We start from the raw sequence: 18,331 nt of genomic DNA, 5'->3' as shown, positions 1-18,331 counted from the left end.
TTACTTCTTCAGCTGGGCCATGACCTGGCCCAGCTGGACGGCGCCGGCCGGTTGCCACGCCGGATTGAAGCTCAGCACATCCTTCGGGAACAGCATGACGACGGTCGAACCCAGCAGGAAACGGCCCAGCTCTTCGCCTTTTTTCAGCACGATGTTCTGGTCGTCGTACTGCCACTCGCACACATGCGGCATGCGCGGCGGATTGACCACGCCATGCCACACGGTGGCCATGCTGCCGACGATGGTGGCGCCGACCAGCGTCATCACGAACGGGCCGTTGGCGGTATCGAACACGCACACCACGCGCTCGTTGCGGGCGAACAGGCCGGGGATGCCGCGCGCGGCGGCCGGGCTGACCGAGAACAGCTCGCCCGGCACGTAGATCATGCGGGTCAGCTTGCCGTCGCAAGGCATGTGGATGCGGTGGTAGTCGCGCGGGCTCAGGTACAGGTTGGCGAAGCTGCCGTTCTGGAACTTGGCGGCCAGCTCGGCGTCGCCGCCGACCAGCGCGGTGGTGCTGAAATTGTGGCCCTTGGCCTGGAAGATCTGGTCTTCCTTGATGTCGCCGAACTGGCTGATGCGGCCGTCGATCGGGCAGATGAAGCCGGCGTCGGCGATCGGGCGGGCGTCGGGACGTAGCGCGCGGGTGAAGAATTCGTTGAAACTGGTGTAGTTGGCGATATCCGGATCGAGCGCCTCGTCCATGTTGACGTTGTACTTGCCGACGAACCAGCGTATCAGCCAGGTGGTCTTGCCGCCCCATTTGGCGCCGGCCACGCGGCCGGCAAAATTGGTCAACGCTCCCTTGGGAAGCAGGTAGTGTGGCAGGACGGCAAGACGAGACACGATAGGGTATCCATACAATAAACGATCGCGCATTATAGCGCCGGGGTTTAGGAATACGTACTAAACAATCTGAGCGTCTTGTTAATTGCTGAACATTTTGAATAAATCAAGGCATAATGCAGGCTCGCCACTTGTCCGACCACTTGCCCTTAAGAATCATGCCTGCTCGCCAACTTCGCCTGACGCAGATCGCTGCCGCTGTCCTGTTCATTTATTTCGCCACCGGCGCCGCCCATGCCGAGGCCGAGGCGCCACAAGCGCCCGCCAAGCAGCAGGCCAAGCCGGCCGAAGCGGCCCCGATGCAGAAGGTGGAGATCAAGGGCGCCGCCGCCAGCTATGACCCGCGCCGCGATGATACCGCTAGCAAGACCGTCGTCACCAGCGAGGAAATCCAGAAATACGGCGACACCTCGGTCAACGACGTGCTCAAGCGCGTGCCCGGCATCACCGTCAGCGGCGCGGCCGGCCGCAGCGGCGGCGAGATCCGCATGCGCGGCCTGGGCAACGGCTACACCCAGATCCTGATCAACGGCGAGCGCGCCCCGGCCGGCTTCGCCATCGACAGCCTGTCGCCCGACGTGATCGAGCGCATCGAGGTCCTGCGCGCCGCCAGCGCCGAGTTCAGCACGCAATCGATCGCCGGCACCATCAACATCGTGCTGAAGAAGGCGCTCAAGGCGGCCCAGCGCGAAGTGAAGTTCAGCGAGGCCAAGGGCAGCAAGTTCAGCTCGCCAGCGGTCAGCCTGCAGATGTCGGACAAGCTCGGCAGCACCTCCTACTCGCTCGGCGCCAACGCTTGGCGCTATATGTACAACCGCGTAACGCCGTCGTTCGACACCGGGACCGACGCCGCCGGCATTCCCAACTTGGATCGCGCCGCCACCTTGCACGACCAGGGCCGCGCCGACGGCATGAACCTGTCGCCGCGCATCAATTGGACGCTGGGCAACGGCGACACGCTGACCTCGCAAACCTTCGTCAACCTGAACCAGTTCGTCAGCAACAGCCACGGCCGCACCACCACCATGCTCGGCAAAGGCCCGGACTACGACCGCATCGACAGCACCTTCAGCAGCCACAACGGCTTTGGCCGCACCGACCTGAACTGGGTGCACAAGCTGGAGGAGGGCGCCAAGCTCGACCTGAAGGCCGCCGTCAGCGACAACCGCAACACCGCCGATTCCCTGCAGTTCGGCGGCAACAACGGCCTGCCGGCGACCCTGGTGCGCACCGTGGTATCGTCCAGCAGCGAGCAGGGCTTCAGCACCCAGGGCAAGTATTCGCGGCCGCTGACCTTAGTCGCGGCGCCGGCCGACGGCAAGGGCGAGGCGCCGACCGAGCATGCCTTGGCTATGGGCTGGGACGCCGGCATCACCCAGCGCGATGACACCCGCAGCCAGCGCGAAGCGACGTTGCCGGGTGGCCTCCCGCCGGACAACAGCGACGAAGGTTTCTCGGCCAAGGTCGCGCGGCTGGCGCTGTTCGGCCAGGACGAGTGGAACCTGACGCCGCAATGGTCGCTGTACACAGGCGTGCGCTGGGAAGGCCTGGACACCCGCAGCGACGGCAATAACTTCGACGCCGTGCAGCAGCGCTCCAGCGTGTTCAGCCCGCTGATGCAAACGCTGTTCAAGTTCCCCAACAAAAAAGACCAGTTGCGCGTGGCACTGACCCGAACCTACAAGGCGCCATCCACCTCCAGCCTGATTCCCCGCAAGTTCACCTCGACCAACAACAGCCCGACCGAGCCCGACCGTCGCGGCAATCCGCACCTGAAGCCGGAACTGGCGCTGGGCCTGGACGCCTCGTTCGAACATTATTGGGGCGAGGGCGGCCTGCTGAGCGCCAGCGCCTCGATGCGCCGCATCGACAACTACACCCACCAGGGCTTGCTGTACGAAGACCAGCGCTGGGTCTCGACCTCGATCAACGACGGCCGCGCCGAAACCCGCGGCATCGAATTGGAGGCCAAGTTCCCGGTGCGCGCGTTGATCGAGCATGCGCCGGCGCTGGATGTGCGCGCCAGCGTCAGCCGCAACTGGTCGCGCGTGGAAAGCGTGCCTGGCCCCGACAACCGCCTCGACCAGCAGACCCCGCTCAGCGCCACCTTGGGCGTCGACTACAAGAGCCCGAACGGCATGCTCAGCACCGGCAGCAGCTTCAGCTTCCGCAACGGTGGCCTGGCCCGTTTGAGCGGCACCCAGGGCGGCTACACCAGCGTGCGGCGCGACCTGGACGTGTACGCGTTGTGGAAAATCGACACCCAGAACAATCTGCGCGTCGCCGTGTCCAACCTGCTGGGGCAGGACTACGTGACGGAAAGCCTGTACAGCGACGCCAGCGGCACGCAGAACCGGCTGACGGTGGCCAGTGGCGAAACCCAGCTGCGGGTCACCCTCGAAAAGCGGTTTTGAAGGCGTGATTCCGAGGTGATATGATGCTGCAGTGTACTTCTTGCAGCGGGCCTCCCCTGAAAAAGCCTAAAGTTACCGAGACGATCCAGCCCGAGGACGACAGCCTGCGTCTGGCGCTGGCCGAGGTGCGTGATTTGCAGCGCACCGTGGTCGTGCTGCGCTCGGAATTGGAGTTGTCCCACAACGAGCGCCAGCACGCCGTGCAGGACGCCTTGTCCTTCGCCCACAGCGAGATCAGCCAATTGCGCGACACCGTCGCCGCCCTGCGCACCAGCCTGGAAAAGCTGACGCAGGAAAAAATCGACGCGCTGCAACAGGCCAACACCGTCCGCCACGCCGAAATCGCCCAGCTGCACGAGACCATCCGCGCCTTGCGTGATGCACTGGAGGCGCGCGCATGAGAGATCCCGTATCAAGCTCGAAGCCCGCGATCCGCAGCGTGCCGGCCAAGCCGGTCGTCAAGAGCGAAGCCGCCTCGGCGCAGGCGGTGGCCGGCGCCCAGCGCAAGCGGCTGCGCCAGGTCGAACTGTTGCTGGAAGTGTCGCGCCGCATGGCCGCCTACGATACGCTGGACGAAATCCTGACCGCGCTGATCGACGTCACCACCGAGGAACTCGACGCCGAACGCGGCACGCTATTCCTCAACGACGCCGAGACCGGCGAACTGTTTTCGCGCGTCGCGCAGGGCAATATCCAGCGCGAGATCCGCTTCCTCAACCATACCGGCATCGCCGGCCACGTGTTCACCACCGGCGAGGCGGTCAGCATCGCCGATGCCTACGCCGATGCGCGCTTTAACCGTTCCATCGACGAGCAGACCGGCTTCGTCACCCGCAACATCCTGTGCGTGCCGATCAAGACTTTCAAGGGCGAGATCATCGGCGTATCGCAAACGCTGAACAAGCGCCGCGGCAAGTTCACCCGCGCCGACCTGCAATTGCTGGAAGCGTTGACCACGCAAGGCACGCTGGCGCTGCAAAGCGCGCGCTTCCTTGAAAGCATGAAGAAGATCCGGCGCCAGGAGATGGAATTTATCGATGTGGTGTCCGAGGTCACCGCCGATATCAAGCTCGGCTCGCTGCTGCAGAAAGTGATGGGCGAGGCCACGCGCCTGCTCAACGCCGAGCGCTCGACCCTGTTCCTCAACGACGAGAAAACCGGCGAGCTGTGGTCGGAAGTGGGGCAGGGCCTGGAGTCGCTGCAAATCCGCCTGCCCAACACGGCCGGTATCGCCGGCGCCGTCTTCACGTCCGGCAAGACCATCAACATCCCGTACGCCTACGCCGACCTGCGCTTCAATCCGGCGTTCGACAAGCGCACCGGCTACTTCACCCGCTCCATCCTGTGCGTACCGATCGTCAACAAGGCCGGCAAGATCATCGGCGTGACGCAGGTGCTCAACAAGCGCGGCGGCCCGTTCACCCACGAGGACGAATCGCGGCTGCGCGCCTTCACCGCGCAGATCTCGATCGCGCTGGAAAACGCCAAGCTGTTCGCCGACGTCCAGCAGATCAAGAACTACAACGAAGCCATGCTGGAGTCGATGTCGAACGGCGTCATCACGCTGGACAGCCAGGAGAAGATCGTCACCTGCAATGCCGCCGGCCTGCGCATCCTGCGCACCGCGGCGGATGGGATCGTCGGCCGCTCGGCGGCGGAGTTCTTCGGCGCCGCCAACACCTGGGTGATGGACAAGCTGCGCCACGTCGAGGAAAAGCAGACCGCCGAACACCTGATGGACGCCGAGTTGGTGCTGGACGACGTCACGCTGTCGGTCAACTTCAGCGTGCAGCCGCTGCTGTCGATGGAGAAGAAGCGCATCGGCTGGATGCTGATGCTCGAAGACATCTCCAGCGAGAAGCGCTTGCGCTCGACCATGTCGCGCTACATGGACCCCGGCATCGCCGACCAGATGGTGGCCAACGGCGCCGAAATGCTGGGCGGTAAAAACGTGCCGGCCACGGTGCTGTTCTCGGACATCCGCAGCTTCACCACCATCACCGAGCAGCTCGGCGCGCAGGGCACGGTGACGCTGCTCAACGAATACTTCACGATGATGGTCGACTGCATCCAGCGCGAAGAGGGCATGCTCGACAAGTTCATCGGCGACGCCATCATGGCCGCCTTCGGCATCCCGGTCGGCCACGACGACGACGCCGACCGCGCGCTGCGCACCGCCATCGCCATGATGAACGAGCTGAGCGCCTGGAACCAGCTGCGCGCGCGCGAGGGCAAGCCGCCGGTGGAGATCGGCATCGGCCTCAACACCGACCAGGTCGTGTCCGGCAACATCGGCTCCAAGAAGCGCATGGACTACACCATCATCGGTGACGGCGTGAACCTGGCGGCGCGGCTGGAATCGGCCTGCAAGCAGTACGGCGCGCGCATCCTCATCAGCGAGTTCACCTACCGGGCGCTGCGCGGCACCTACCGCCTGCGCGAAGTGGACATCGTGGTAGTCAAGGGCAAGACCCAGCCGGTGTCGATCTACGAGGTGATGGACTTCCACAGCGAGGACAGCTACCCGAACCTGGTCGAGGCCATGGGCCTGTTCCGCAACGGCGTGCAAAGCTACCGCAAGCGCAACTGGGCCGCCGCCGGCAAGCTGTTCGGCGAGGTGCTGGCGCTCAATCCGCACGACAAGGTGGCCGCGCTGTACATCGAGCGCTGCGACCACATGGCGGCCACTCCGCCGCCCGACGACTGGGACGGCACTTTTGTCATGGAATCGAAGTGAAGATACCCCGCAGCACGCTGGAACAATGGAAGGTCTTGCAGGCGATCGTGGAATGCGGCGGTTATGCGCAGGCGGCCGAGGCGCTGCACCGCAGCCAATCCTCGGTCAGCTACATGGTGGCCAAGTTGCAGGAGCAACTGGGCGTGGAGCTGCTGGAAATCGACGGCCGCCGCGCGCGCCTGACCAAGAACGGCGAGGCCCTGCTGGCCAAGGCGCGCGAGCTGCTGGGCGCGGCCTTCCAGCTGGAGCAGTTGGCCGGCAGCCTGGCCGAAGGCTGGGAGCCGCAGGTCGGCATCGCCGTCGACAGCCTGTTCCCGGTCGAACTGCTGGTGCAGGTGCTGCGCGATTTCGAGCCCTGGGCCCAGCACACCCGCGTCAACCTGGAGGAGACCATCCTGTCCGGCTCCGAGGATGCGCTGGTGGAGCAGCGGGTCGATATCGCCATCGCCAGCCGCATCCCGCCCGGCTTCCTGGGCGACGCGCTGATGGATATCGAATTCGTCGCCGTGGCCCATCCCTGCCACCCGCTGCACGCGCTGGGCCGCGAGCTGGAAGTGGACGATCTGAGCCGCAACCTGCACATCGTGGTGCGCGATTCCGGCACGCTGAATCCGCGCGACCATGGCTGGCTCAGCAGCAATCAGCGTTGGAGCGTCACCAATCCCTACACGCGGCTGGAGATGCTGTGCAACGGCCTGGGCTTCGGCTGGGTGCCCGAACACAAGATCCAGTCCCAGCTGGAGCAGGGCTTGCTCAAGCCGCTGCCGCTGCGGGTGGGGCAGCGCCGCAAACTGTCGCTGTCGCTGATCGTTGCCAACCCGGAAGTGGCCGGCCCCGCGACCTGCCGCCTGGCCAACCTGATACGCAAGGTCGTCAAGGATGGCATCGAGCTCCGACCGCTCTGCGAATAAGCGGTAATTGAGAATTGTTCGCATCCTCAATGAAACTTTTAGTATAATCGGCGTCCTCTTTTGATGCCGAGTCCAATGTTCACCGCCCACCACCCAGCTCACCGACCGTCGCGCAGCCTGCGCCAGGCCATCCGTCCCGGCGTGTTGTGGCTGCACCGCTGGCTGGGTTTGACGCTGGGCCTGGCGCTGGTGCTGGCCGGCCTGAGCGGCAGCCTGCTGGTGTTCCACCACGAGATCGACGCCGAACTCAATCCCCAGTTGGTCCACAACGCCGTGCCCTGCGTCGCGCCGCTGGATGTGGCCAGCGCGGTTGCCAGCTTGCAGCGCGTGTGGCCGCAGGCCAAGGTCAGCTCGGTGTACCTGCCCAGCCATGCCGGCGCCAGCTACGGCCTGTATTTCAAGTCGCCCGGCGTAGCCGACAACGAGGCCATGCTGGACTCGTGCAGCGGTGCCTTGCTCGGCAGCCGCAACCGCGAAGAAGTGGGTTTCGACGCCCCGCATCTGGTGCCGACCCTGCTGCGCTGGCACAACAGCCTGCTGCAAGGCAAGCCCGGCCGCGTCGCGCTGGGCTGGCTGGCGCTGGCCTGGGTGGCCTTGCTGATCGCCGGCCTGCTGCTGGCCTGGCCGACCCCGAATTCCACGCCGGGCTGGAAGCGGGCCTTGCGCGTCAACCTGCGCCAGAACGCCTACCGCAGCCATTTCGACCTGCACCGCTCGGCCGGCCTGCTGGCGATCGTGCTGATGCTGGTGGTTGCCGTCACCGGTTTTTATAACGGCCTGCCGGAGCTGGGGCGTGCGCTGGTGGGGCAGGTGGCGGCAGTCAGCGCCGAACACCGCGGCATCGCCATGCCGGCGGTGAAACAGGGCGAAACCACGATTTCCTGGAACGACGCCAAGGCCATCGCCGAACAGCACCTGAGCGACGGCGCCGTGCTGCTGGCGCTGCAACGCCAGCCGGATCGCGGCCTGTATCAGGTGCGCCTGCGCCGCGCCGACGACTGGCAGCGCACCGGCACCTTGCGCCTGTTGATCGATATCCGCAGCGGCGCCGTGATTGAAACAGTTAATCCGCTGGCCGGCACTGGCGGCGACCGCTTCCTGGCGTCTTTATTTCCGCTGCATTCAGGCCAATTCGGCGGTGCCACAGGCCGTTGGCTTATGGTGATTGCTGGTTTGTTGCCGGCCTTATTCTTTATAACGGGGCTTTCCACCTGGGTATTACGGCGCCGCCGTAAAAGCGTCTGATACGCGCTTCATTTGAACAACAGTAGTGGAAATTATTCGTTTTTATCGCTATATTGGTATTTGTCACATATATCTCTGGAGAATCAGCGCAAAGTTATGGTAAATTGCGCTAATCAATTCTCACACATTGTCACCAGTGGTTTTTTTTAATATTTAACCCGCCGATAAGAAGGAAATACGATGACGACTTACCAGGAATACAAAGCAAAGATCGCCGAACTGGAAAACCTGGCCGAAAGCGCCCGCAAGAATGAAATCGCGCAGGCCAAAGAGAAAGTCACGGCTATCATGCGTGAATACGGCCTGACCGTGGCGGATCTGGGCGGCGTAGCCAAGGTGAAGACGGTCAAAACCCGCGCACCGGTGCCAACCAAATACCGTGACGACGCTACCGGCCAGACCTGGACCGGCCGTGGCCGCGCGCCGAAATGGCTGGAAGGCAAGGACAAAGAGCAGTATCTGATTAAGTAAGCTTAGTCGGCAAGCTCGCTGCAAGGCCGGGGTGTGCGGGTTTATATTTCTTATAAACCCCGGCCCCGGCTTTTCTCTTTTGGGACGCGATCCATGATGCGCCGTGCCGCAGTATTATTCTCCGCTTTAATTTCCCTCGTTACTCCCGCCGCGCAGGCAGCCGACAGCTTATTAAGCCCGGACCGCGTCTGGACCGGCGACGGCCCCGCGCATGACGATTGGTCGGTGCTTATCGTGCAGGGCAAGATCGCCGCCGTCGGCCCCAGCGATAAAATGAATGTCCCCGCCGGCGTCGAGCGTATCCGCCTGCCCGGCGCCACGCTGATCCCTGGATTAATGGATCTGCATTCCCATGTGCTGCTGCATCCATATAACGAAACCTCGTGGGATGACCAGGTCTTAAAGGAGTCGGTGGAATACCGCACTTTGCTGGCGGGACGCCACGCCGCCGCCACATTGCAAGCCGGCTTTACCACGCTGCGCGATCTGGGCACCGAAGGCGCTTTGTATGCCGATGTCGCGATTAAAAAAGCGATAGAAGACGGGGTTATTCCCGGTCCGCGTTTATTCATCGCCACCCGCGCGATTGTCGCCACCGGCACTTATGGTCCGTCGCCGCGCAGCTATCGCGCCGACGTCGACCTGCCCAAGGGCGCGCAGGAAGCCAGCGGCGTCGACGAGGTCACGCGCGCGGTGCGCGAGCAGGGCGCGCGCGGCGCCGACTGGATCAAGGTCTACGCCGACTACCGCACCGGCGCCGACGGCGGCGCCCACGCCACCTTCTCGCAGGCCGAACTGAATGCGCTGGTGGCCGCCGCCCACGAATCGGGGCGCAAGGTTTCCGCGCATGCAAGCACGGACGAAGGCATGCGCCGCGCCACGCTGGCCGGCGTCGACAGCGTCGAGCATGGCTACGGCGGCAGCGAGGCCACCTTCCGCCTGATGGCCGAGCGCCGCATCGCCTATTTTCCGACCCTGACGGCGCCCGAGGCGACCAGCGAATACTTCCAGAAATATCAGCGCGGCGGGCCGCCGACGCCATCCATGCAGGCCGCCGCGCGCGCCTTCCAGCTGGCGCGCAAGCTGGGCGTCATCATTGGCAACGGCAGCGACGTCGGCGTGTTTGCGCACGGCGACAACGCGCGCGAGCTGGAATGGATGGTCAGGCTGGGCATGACGCCGACCGAGGCGTTGCAAGCGGCCACCGTGGTCAACGCGTCGGTGCTGGACCGCGCCGCCTCGCTGGGCCAGATCCGCGTCGGCTACCTGGCCGACCTGGTGGCGGTGCAGGGCGACCCGACCAAGGATATCGGCGTGCTGCGCAGCGTTGCTTTTGTGATGAAAGGCGGCCTGATTTTTCGCCGACCTTAAGGAAGCCGTAAGGTTAGTGCGGTCTGTCTAAACCGAGCACAGCGATTTCATGCGATGATAGCGGAATGGCATCAATTCCTCTTTTTCCGCTTAATACCATCCTGTTCCCGGACGGGCATTTGCCGTTGCAGGTGTTTGAAGTGCGCTACCTCGACCTGGTCAAGCGCTGCATCGCCCGCGGCGAAGAATTCGGCGTCGTGCCGCTGCTCGAAGGCAGCGAAACCCGCGTGCCCGACAAACATGAAACCCTATCCGACGCCGGCACCATGGCGCGCATCCTCGACTGGACCGCGCCGCTGCCGGGCCTGCTGCAAATCTCCTGCATCGGCACCACGCGCTTCCAGATCAAATCCGCGGAGCAGCTCAAGCATGGCTTGTGGATGGCCGAGGTCGAGGAAGTGGCCGAAGACATGGTGGTGCCGATTCCCAGCGAGCAGCAGGACGTCGCCAACGCGCTGGGCTCCCTGATCCGCTCCTTGCAGAAGAAGCAGATCTCCACCGCCAACATGCCGCTGGCGCCGCCGTACCGGCTGGACGAAGCCGGCTGGGTGGCGAACCGCTGGTGCGAGCTGCTGCGGCTGGACGTGGAAGAGAAGCAGCGCCTGCTGCTGCAGGAAAACCCGGTGCTGCGGCTGGAACTGATCCAGGACGTGCTGAGCGAGAACGGCCTGCTCGACTGAGCATGGCCCCATCGCGGGGCGCCGCGCTGGCTCTGTCGTCCGGCAGGCGCCGCTGCTACACTGGTCCCATCATCCACGCCACCCGCCCAGCCATGTACCTGCAGCCCGCTTTCGCCGAAGACCGTCTTGAAGTCCGCCATGGCCTGATGCACGCTTATCCGCTGGCCACGCTGATCGTCGTCGATGCCGACGGCGTCACCGCCGACCTGATTCCCTTCATGCTGTACGCCGACGAGGGCAGCTCCGGACTGGGCGTGCTGCGCGCCCACGTGGCGCGCGCCAATCCGCTGTGGCGCAGGCTGGAGGCTGCGACGCAATGCCTGGTGGTGTTCCAGGGGCCGGAGGCCTACATCAGCCCGAGCTGGTATGAAACCAAGCGCACCACGCACAAGGTGGTGCCGACCTGGAACTACGCGATGGTGCAGGCGCGCGGCGTGGCAAAGGCGGTGGACGATCCGCTCTGGCTGCGCCGCCTGCTGGACCACCTGACCGCCAGGCACGAAAGCGGCCTGCCGCAGCCGTGGGAGCTGGACGACGCGCCAGCCGACTTCATGGCCGCGACGATGAAAGGCATCGTCGGCATCGAGATTCCGATCGACAGCCTGGTGGGCAAATGGAAGGTCAGCCAGAACCGCAGCGCCGCCGACCAGCGCGGCGTGGTGGAGGGCTTGCAGGATGGCGCGATGGCCGGGTTGGTGGCGGAACGGATCAAGCCCGAATAACCGGCCGGGCTAGCCGGACTAGCCGGCGTGCGCCTCGCTGGCGTCGTCCAGCGCGTGCACGCGCATCGACCACATCACGCCGGCCACCAGCAGCAGCATGGCGGCGATCTCCAGCCCGCGCGGCAGCTGCTGCTTGTAGATGCAACCATACAGCAGCGCGAACAGGGTCTCGAACAGGATCAGCTGGCCGGACAAGGTCAGCGGCACCTTGCGGCTGGCGATATTCCACAGGTGGTTGCCGATCACCGAAGCGCCCAAGGCCAACAGCGCATTGACGATCCAGAACAGCGTCCAATCGCGGCCGCTGGCCACGGCGCCGGCGCCGGTCACGTCGGCATGGAACAGCGCCAGCCCCGCCAGCGCGATCGCCAGCGCGATCAAGCCGCTCGACAGGCCGTACAAAGCCGACCACTCGCCGCTGCTGAAATGCGGATTGCGCTTCAGGTAGCGCGCATTGTCCACCGAATACCAGGTCCAGCACAGCAGCGCGCCGGCCGCGCACAGCACGCCGAGAATTTTGTCGGCCAGCGGCGCGCCGTTGCCCGCATCGTGGGTGAAGACGTCGATATTGATGCAGGCGATGCCGGCCGCCACCAGCAGCAGCGGCAGCATCAGCTGCTTGAGCGGCACCGAGCCGTGGTCCTTCTGGCCGACCAGCGTGACGGAAATCGGCAGCACGCCGATGATCAGCGAAGTGGCCGCCACGCCGGCGAACTTGACGCCCAGCGCAAGCAGCATGTAGTAGACGATGTTACCGGCCAGCGCATGCTTGACCATCGCTACCACGTCGGCGCGGTCGAGGCGGCGCAGCAGCGCGGGCAGGCGGCGCGCCATCAGGGCGCCGGCGATCAGGCCGTAGGCGATGTAGCGCCCGCAGGCCATTTCCAGCGGCGTGAACGCCGTCAGCAATTCCGGCACGATGAACACCATGCCCCACATGGCGCCCGCCAGCAAACCGCACATCACGCCATGCCACATGGTTGAATTCCTCAGTAGTTTTTGCACAGCCACCACACGGCGGCCAGCGCGGACAGGTTCAGCGCCACGCTGCACCAGTAGGCGACCTGGAATGAAGTCTTGACCGTCTTGTGGCGCAGCCAGCGCTGCGCCAGCAGGCCGCCGGGCCAGCCACAGGCCAGGCCCCACAACAGCAGCGTGCTTTCCGGCGTGCGCTGGCGGCCCTTGATGGCGGCCGATTTGTCGGCCGCGTAGGCGATGAAGCAGATGATGCTGGCGACGCCGTACACCGCCGCCAGCCATAGCAGCGCAAGCTGCGAGGGCAGGGCGTCCGGCGTCACCGGGTTCAGAAGTAGCTCAGGCCGAGGGCGGCCTTGACTTCGTCGGCGGTGCGCGCCGCCACTTCGCGCGCGTGCAGCGTGCCTTCCTTCAGCATCTGCATGATGTAGCCCTTGTCCTGAGCCAGCGCTTCGCGGCGGGCGCGGATCGGCGCCAGCATCTCTTGCAGCACCACTTCCAGGCGCTTCTTGACGATCGAGTCGCCCAGGCCGCCGCGCACGTAATGCGCCTTCATTTCAGCCAGCTTGTCCTGCTCAGGATCGAAGGCGTCCAGGTAGATGAAGGCGACGTTGCCCTCCAGGTGGCCCGGGTCTTCCACGCGCAGGTGCAGCGGATCGGTATAAACCTTTTTCACGGCGGCGGTGATCTCGGCCGCGGTGGCGCCCAGGTTGATCGTATTGCCCAGCGATTTGCTCATCTTGGCCTTGCCGTCGGTGCCCGGCAGGCGGCCGATTTCCGGCACCAGCGCCTTGCACTCGACCAGGATGTCCTGGTTGACCAGGCGGTTGAAGCGGCGCACGATCTCGTTGGTCTGCTCGATCATCGGGATCTGGTCCTCGCCGACCGGCACGATGGAAGCCTTGAACGCCGAGATGTCGGCCGCCTGGGAGGCCGGGTAGGTCAGGAAGCCGGCCGGGATGTCGCGCTCGAAGCCGCGCAGCGCGATCTCGGTCTTGACGGTCGGGTTGCGCTCCAGGCGCGCCACGGTCACCAGGTTCAGGTAGTAGAAGGTCAGTTCGGCCAGTTCCGGGATCTGCGACTGGATCAGGATGGTCGACTTGGCCGGATCGATGCCGACCGCCAGATAGTCCAGCGCCACTTCGACCACGTTGCGGTGCACCTTGTTGGTGTCGTCCATATTGTCGGTCAACGCCTGGGCGTCGGCCAGCATGATGAACTGCTTGTACTGGTGCTGATAGGCGACGCGGTTGCGCAGGCTGCCGACGAAGTGGCCGAGGTGCAGCGGGCCGGTCGGGCGGTCACCGGTCAGGATCACGGTGGGACCTTTGGACGCGGCCGGCGCGGTGGCGATTACTTCGGACTGTTCGGTCAAGCTCATCAGGGGTTCCTTTACGTTGCCCCGTTCTGGCGCGACGAATATAAAAAACGCCACCAGATAAAGGGCGGCGTTGATAAAAATATCACATCACTATGGGTAGACAGTGGCCGCGCGCTAGGAGCGGCGCCAAATCAGGCAGGCGTGAAGTGTAGTAAAAAATTTCATGCGCGTATGGTTGCAGCTCAGCGCCGGTCTGTCAAGGTGTGAGGCGCCGCAAGGCCCGGCGAGGGATTCGGAACTAGATTGAGTGCTCGCGGCCTAAATCAAAGGGGACTAAAATGCCTGATAACTTCGATTCCGTCGCATTTATGGATACTCTGATTGAAGGCGGCATGCCAGAGAAACAGGCCAAGGCGCTGGCCTCGGCCATGTTTCAGCTTGTCGACAGCCACCTGGTGACCAAGAACTACCTCGACATGCGCCTGGCGCAGCTCAAGTCCGAGTTGATACAGTGGATGGTCGGCGTGATCGTCGTGCAAACCGGCCTGACTGCCGTACTCTTCAAGCTCATGCATTAATTCTAACGATAAGGTAGTATTGCCGATCTTGAGCAATACCCTTTACCGGAGCCGATATGCGTGACCTTGCAGTTGCAGTGCTTTCCACCCTGATGGTCTCCGCCGCAACGGCGCAAACGCCCACGCCGCCGATGGCGCCCGATATCCCCGCCAAGTTCGACACCGCCGTCCCCAACGCCGACTACGTCAAGCGCGACGTCATGATCCCGATGCGCGACGGCGTCAAGCTGCACACCGTGATCGTCATCCCCAAGGGCGCCGTCCACGCGCCGATGGTATTGAGCCGCACCCCCTACAACGCCAGCGGCCGCGCTCAGCGCAACGTCAGCCCCAGCGTGCTGGCCACCGTCGGCCAGGGCGACGAAGTGATGATGGAGAACGGCTACATCCGCGTCTACCAGGACGTGCGCGGCAAATACGGCTCCGAAGGCGAGTACGTGATGACCCGCCCGGTCAAGGGCGCGCTCAACGACACCCGCACCGACCACTCCACCGACGCCTGGGACACCATCGACTGGCTGGTCAAGAACACCCCGGAAAGCAACGGCAACGTCGGCATGATAGGCTCGTCCTACGAAGGCTTCACCGTGCTGATGGCGCTGGTCGATCCGCATCCGGCGCTCAAGGTCGCGGTGCCGATGAGCCCCATGGTCGACGGCTGGCGCGGCGACGACTGGTTCCACAACGGCGCCTTCCGCTTGCCCAACCTGAGCTACATCGCCGGCCAGACCGCCGCCAAAGGCAGTGGCAAGACCTTGGCCACCGGCGTCTACGACGACTACGAAGGCGCGCTACGCGGCGGCTCGACCGCCGATTACGCCAAGCAGTTTGGCCTCGACCAGCTCAACTTCACCCGCAAGCTGTTCGAGCACCCGGCCTACGACGGCTACTGGCAGCAGCAGGCGCTGGACAAGATCCTGGCCAAGCGCCAGATGAAGGTGCCGACCATGACCGTGGTCGGCTACTGGGACCAGGAAGACATCTACGGCGCCTACGCCTTCTACTCGGCGGTCGAACCGCAGGACACCGCCAACAACAAGAATTTCCTGGTGGTGGGGCCGTGGCGCCACAGCGGCGTCAATTACGAGGGTTCCAGTCTGGGCGCGTTCAAGTTCACCGGCGACACCGCGCTGGAATTCCGCCGCGACGTGATGCAGCCTTTCCTCGACCAGTACCTGAAGGACGGCGCGCCGGTGGCCGACACGCCGCCGGTGCTGTTCTACCAGACCGGCGTCAATCGCTGGCAGCGTTTGCCGCGCTGGCCGCTGGCCTGCGAGACCGGCTGCCCGGCGCCGCTCAAGCCGATGTATTTACAGTCGGACTTCAAGCTGGACTTCGATGCGCCGAAAGACGGCGCCGCCTACGATGAATACGTGTCCGACCCGGCCAAGCCGGTGCCGTTCGTGCCGCGCCCGGTGCACATGAACGATGCGAACGTGTGGCGTCCGTGGCTGGTGAGCGACCAGCGCGGCGTCTCCGACCGCACCGATGTGCTGAGCTACGTCACCGAGCCGTTGAAGGCGCGGCTGCAGATCTCCGGCGCCGCCATGGTCAACCTGTACGCCTCGACCACCGGCACCGACACCGACTGGGTGGTCAAGCTGATCGACGTCTACCCGGACGAAGTGCCGTCGCAGCCGGAGCTGGGCGGCTACCAGTTGGGCATCGCGATGGACATCTTCCGCGGCCGCTACCGCAACAGCCTGGAACACCCGTCGCCGATCACGCCCAACGCGGTGGAAAAGTACCGCTTCGCGCTGCCGAACGCCAACCACGTATTCCTGCCGGGCCACCGGGTGATGGTGCAGATCCAGTCCAGCTGGTTCCCGCTGTACGACCGCAATCCGCAGACCTACGTGCCGAACATCTTCTACGCCAAGCCGGCCGACTACAAGAAAGCGACGCTGCGCGTGTACCACGCCGGCGCCGAGAGCAGTGCGCTGGAGCTGCCGGTGGTGGAAGGGAAATAAGCTAAACGGAATAAACCGTTTAGCCTAGCGGGGACGGACGCTGTCGTTCAACACGTCCGAGTGGAAGTAGCGGCGGTAGCCGTCCATCACTTGGTTCGACCTGCCTATCTTTTCCAGCATGTCGACCAGCACCCGCTGGTCTTCCGGCTTGAGCGCGCGCGACACATAGGCGCCGCTCTCGTGCCACGGCAATTCCGGAATGGCCTCCATGCGCAGCTTTTCCTGCATGCCGTTGACGCGCTGGTCGCGCCGGATCGCGCCGGCCATCAGCGTCGGTCCCATGATGGTGAGGTCGGCCGAGCCGGCGTTCAGCAGGCGCGCCACCGCCACCACATCGACCTCGGTGAACAGGCGGCCTTGTTTGGCCAGCTCGTTGACCAGCGCCGTGTATTGCTCGCCATAGTCGAAGCCTCGCACCACGGCCACGCGCAGATCGCGCCGTTCCAGCAAATTCTTCGCGCTGGTGATCGGCGCCCGCTGGCCGGCGACGGAAATCAGCATGGCGCGATGGCCTATCATCGGCACGAAGGTGCCGAGCAGGTCGCGCGCCGGCGTGCGTGAAGCCGGCACCAGCAGCTCCGCCTTGCCGTCCTTGTACATCGCCACCTGGCGCGCGCGCGGCACCAGCGTGAAGACGAAGTTGCAGCCGTTTTTGGCGCCCATGCTGCGCAACAGGTCGGGGTAGATGCCGCCGATGTGCGTGCCTTCGACCTGGACGCTGGCGCCGCTGGCCGATACCGGCACCGCGATATCGTGCGAGCACTCGGCGGCGGCGCCGGCCTGCATCACGCCTGCCGCCAGCAGCGTGGCGATACCGCGCCAGCTCATGGTTTGGCGGCCTGCATGTGGTGCTGGCGGAAGTAGCGCTGCGCCACCAGGATGGCCAGCGCCTGCATCACGGCGCACAGGTAGAAGGTGCTGCCGATGCGCCAGTCGTTGGTGGGCAGGTGACCCACTTCAGCCAGGATGGCGGTGCCCAGCAGTGGCATGAAGATCACACCCAGGCTGCTGATCGATTGCAAAGAGCCCATCAATTCTCCCTGTTCATTGGGCGGTGTGGATTTCGAGATGATGCCCTGCAGCGCGGGACCGACGGCGAACGACAGCACGTTGCAGATGATGAGCACATACATCATCCAGCCCTGCGTGGCCAGGCCGTACAGCAGGTAGGTGATGCCGCCCGAGCACATCCCGATCAGCGACAGGCGTACTTCGCCGAAGCGCTTGATCAGGATGCCCAACAGGCCGGCCTGCACCACGGCCGCCATCAGGCCGACGCAGAACATCGCCGCGCCGTTTTGCCCTGGCGTCCAGTCGAAGCGGAAGCTGGTGTACAGCACCCAGGTCGTTTGCAGCATCATCTGCGCGCAGGTGACCAGCGCGAAGGTCACCACCAGGCCGCGGATGTCGGTGCGGCGCGCCAGCTTGGACAAGGCCGTCAGCGGATTGATCTTGGCCAGGCTGAACGCCGAACGGCGCTCGGCCGGCAGCGATTCCGGCACCACGAAATAGCCGTAGACGAAATTGGCGGCCGACAGCGCGCCCGCCACATAGAACGGCAGGTGCAGATTGACGTTGCCCAGCAGGCCGCCCAGCATGGGGCCGCAGATGAAGCCCAGGCCGAACGCCGCGCCCACCTTGCCGAAGCTCTTGGCGCGGTTCTCCGGCGTCGACACGTCGGACGCGTAGGCCGAGGCCACCGACATGCTGGCCGACGACATGCCGCCCACCACGCGGCCGATGAACAGGCAGGCCAGGTTGGGCGCCCACGCCGTCGACAGGAAGTTGATGCACATGCCGGCCATCGAATACAACAGCACCGGCCGGCGGCCGATACGGTCGCTGACGGCGCCCAGCATCGGCATGAAGATGAACTGCATCAGGCCGAACACCGCGCTCATGATGCCGAACCAGTGGGTCTGGTTTTCGCGCGAGCCGGCGAACTCGCCGATCAGCATCGGCAGCACCGGCACGATCAGGCCGATGCCCAGCATGTCGATGAATACGCAGATCAGGATGAAGTTCAGGTTGCCCGCCGGCGCGGCGGCCGGCATGGCGGTGGTTGCGGTATCGGGCGTGGTCATGTGGTC

At 64.6% G+C, this 18,331-nt stretch carries 17 protein-coding genes; 11 read left to right on the top strand and 6 right to left on the bottom strand.

The genetic code is table 11. The features are described from left to right. Entirely contained in the window at positions 1–879 is an 879-nt protein-coding gene (gene asd, locus D0T21_RS09980; RefSeq protein ID WP_116989984.1) for an archaetidylserine decarboxylase, read from the bottom strand. Positions 880–1,004: 125 nt separating this feature from the next. Here asd and D0T21_RS09975 point away from each other — a divergent pair, with 125 nt between their 5' ends. From D0T21_RS09975 to D0T21_RS09935, 9 genes are all read left to right on the top strand, one after another. Continuing rightward, entirely contained in the window at positions 1,005–3,260 is a 2,256-nt protein-coding gene (locus tag D0T21_RS09975; RefSeq protein ID WP_116989985.1) for a TonB-dependent siderophore receptor, read from the top strand. 20 nt (positions 3,261–3,280) lie between these two features. Further along, complete coding sequence (locus D0T21_RS09970) at positions 3,281–3,661, top strand: hypothetical protein (protein WP_229211429.1); 381 nt, start codon at positions 3,281–3,283, stop codon at positions 3,659–3,661. After that, positions 3,658–5,997 carry a GAF domain-containing protein gene (locus tag D0T21_RS09965; protein WP_116989986.1) on the top strand — a complete coding sequence of 780 codons (2,340 nt, stop codon included), beginning with the start codon at positions 3,658–3,660 and terminating at the stop codon, positions 5,995–5,997. The genes D0T21_RS09970 and D0T21_RS09965 overlap by 4 nt, the downstream gene beginning before the upstream one ends. Further along, positions 5,994–6,908 carry a LysR family transcriptional regulator gene (locus tag D0T21_RS09960; RefSeq protein WP_116989987.1) on the top strand — a complete coding sequence of 305 codons (915 nt, stop codon included), beginning with the start codon at positions 5,994–5,996 and terminating at the stop codon, positions 6,906–6,908. Before D0T21_RS09965 ends, D0T21_RS09960 begins: the two co-directional genes overlap by 4 nt. 63 nt (positions 6,909–6,971) lie before the next feature. Next, the gene (locus tag D0T21_RS09955) at positions 6,972–8,153 is read left to right on the top strand and encodes a PepSY domain-containing protein (RefSeq protein ID WP_229211428.1); all 1,182 of its coding nucleotides are present in this window, start codon (positions 6,972–6,974) and stop codon (positions 8,151–8,153) included. A gap of 180 nt (positions 8,154–8,333) precedes the next feature. Further along, positions 8,334–8,624: an H-NS family nucleoid-associated regulatory protein gene (locus D0T21_RS09950; RefSeq protein WP_008447725.1), complete on the top strand. Its 291-nt coding sequence runs from the start codon at positions 8,334–8,336 to the stop codon at positions 8,622–8,624. A 93-nt stretch (positions 8,625–8,717) separates the two neighbouring features. Next, the gene (locus tag D0T21_RS09945) at positions 8,718–9,995 is read left to right on the top strand and encodes an amidohydrolase family protein (RefSeq protein ID WP_116989989.1); all 1,278 of its coding nucleotides are present in this window, start codon (positions 8,718–8,720) and stop codon (positions 9,993–9,995) included. 65 nt (positions 9,996–10,060) lie between these two features. Then, positions 10,061–10,675, top strand: a complete 615-nt coding sequence (locus D0T21_RS09940) for an LON peptidase substrate-binding domain-containing protein (RefSeq protein ID WP_116989990.1) — start codon at positions 10,061–10,063, stop codon at positions 10,673–10,675. Positions 10,676–10,677: 2 nt separating this feature from the next. Next, the gene (locus D0T21_RS09935; RefSeq protein ID WP_307720712.1) at positions 10,678–11,397 is read left to right on the top strand and encodes an FMN-binding negative transcriptional regulator; all 720 of its coding nucleotides are present in this window, start codon (positions 10,678–10,680) and stop codon (positions 11,395–11,397) included. 18 nt (positions 11,398–11,415) lie between these two features. Here D0T21_RS09935 and D0T21_RS09930 read toward each other — a convergent pair whose 3' ends face one another. From D0T21_RS09930 to trpS, 3 genes are read right to left on the bottom strand one after another with little or no spacing between them, the layout of a single operon-like run. Continuing rightward, positions 11,416–12,375, bottom strand: coding sequence for a DMT family transporter (locus tag D0T21_RS09930; RefSeq protein WP_116989992.1), 960 nt, complete (start codon positions 12,373–12,375; stop codon positions 11,416–11,418). A gap of 11 nt (positions 12,376–12,386) precedes the next feature. Continuing rightward, entirely contained in the window at positions 12,387–12,695 is a 309-nt protein-coding gene (locus tag D0T21_RS09925; protein ID WP_116989993.1) for a DUF1294 domain-containing protein, read from the bottom strand. Positions 12,696–12,700: 5 nt separating this feature from the next. Next, entirely contained in the window at positions 12,701–13,753 is a 1,053-nt protein-coding gene (trpS, locus tag D0T21_RS09920) for a tryptophan--tRNA ligase (RefSeq protein WP_116989994.1), read from the bottom strand. Between the two features lie 332 nt (positions 13,754–14,085). Between trpS and D0T21_RS09915 the strand changes: the two genes are divergently transcribed. Next, positions 14,086–14,271: a hypothetical protein gene (locus D0T21_RS09915; RefSeq protein WP_147328080.1), complete on the top strand. Its 186-nt coding sequence runs from the start codon at positions 14,086–14,088 to the stop codon at positions 14,269–14,271. A 56-nt stretch (positions 14,272–14,327) separates the two neighbouring features. Beyond that, on the top strand, positions 14,328–16,241 hold the full coding sequence (locus tag D0T21_RS09910) for a CocE/NonD family hydrolase (RefSeq protein WP_116989996.1): 1,914 nt from the start codon (positions 14,328–14,330) through the stop codon (positions 16,239–16,241). Positions 16,242–16,265: 24 nt separating this feature from the next. Here D0T21_RS09910 and D0T21_RS09905 read toward each other — a convergent pair whose 3' ends face one another. Both D0T21_RS09905 and D0T21_RS09900 read right to left on the bottom strand, forming a co-directional pair. After that, the gene (locus D0T21_RS09905; protein ID WP_116989997.1) at positions 16,266–17,069 is read right to left on the bottom strand and encodes an ABC transporter substrate-binding protein; all 804 of its coding nucleotides are present in this window, start codon (positions 17,067–17,069) and stop codon (positions 16,266–16,268) included. Then, on the bottom strand, positions 17,066–18,325 hold the full coding sequence (locus D0T21_RS09900) for a TCR/Tet family MFS transporter (RefSeq protein WP_116989998.1): 1,260 nt from the start codon (positions 18,323–18,325) through the stop codon (positions 17,066–17,068). Before D0T21_RS09900 ends, D0T21_RS09905 begins: the two co-directional genes overlap by 4 nt. Positions 18,326–18,331 lie beyond the last annotated feature (6 nt).

The organism is Duganella sp. BJB476, from assembly GCF_003416895.1.
GTDB lineage: Bacteria > Pseudomonadota > Gammaproteobacteria > Burkholderiales > Burkholderiaceae_D > Rugamonas.
This window is presented reverse-complemented; position numbering and strand designations above follow the sequence as displayed.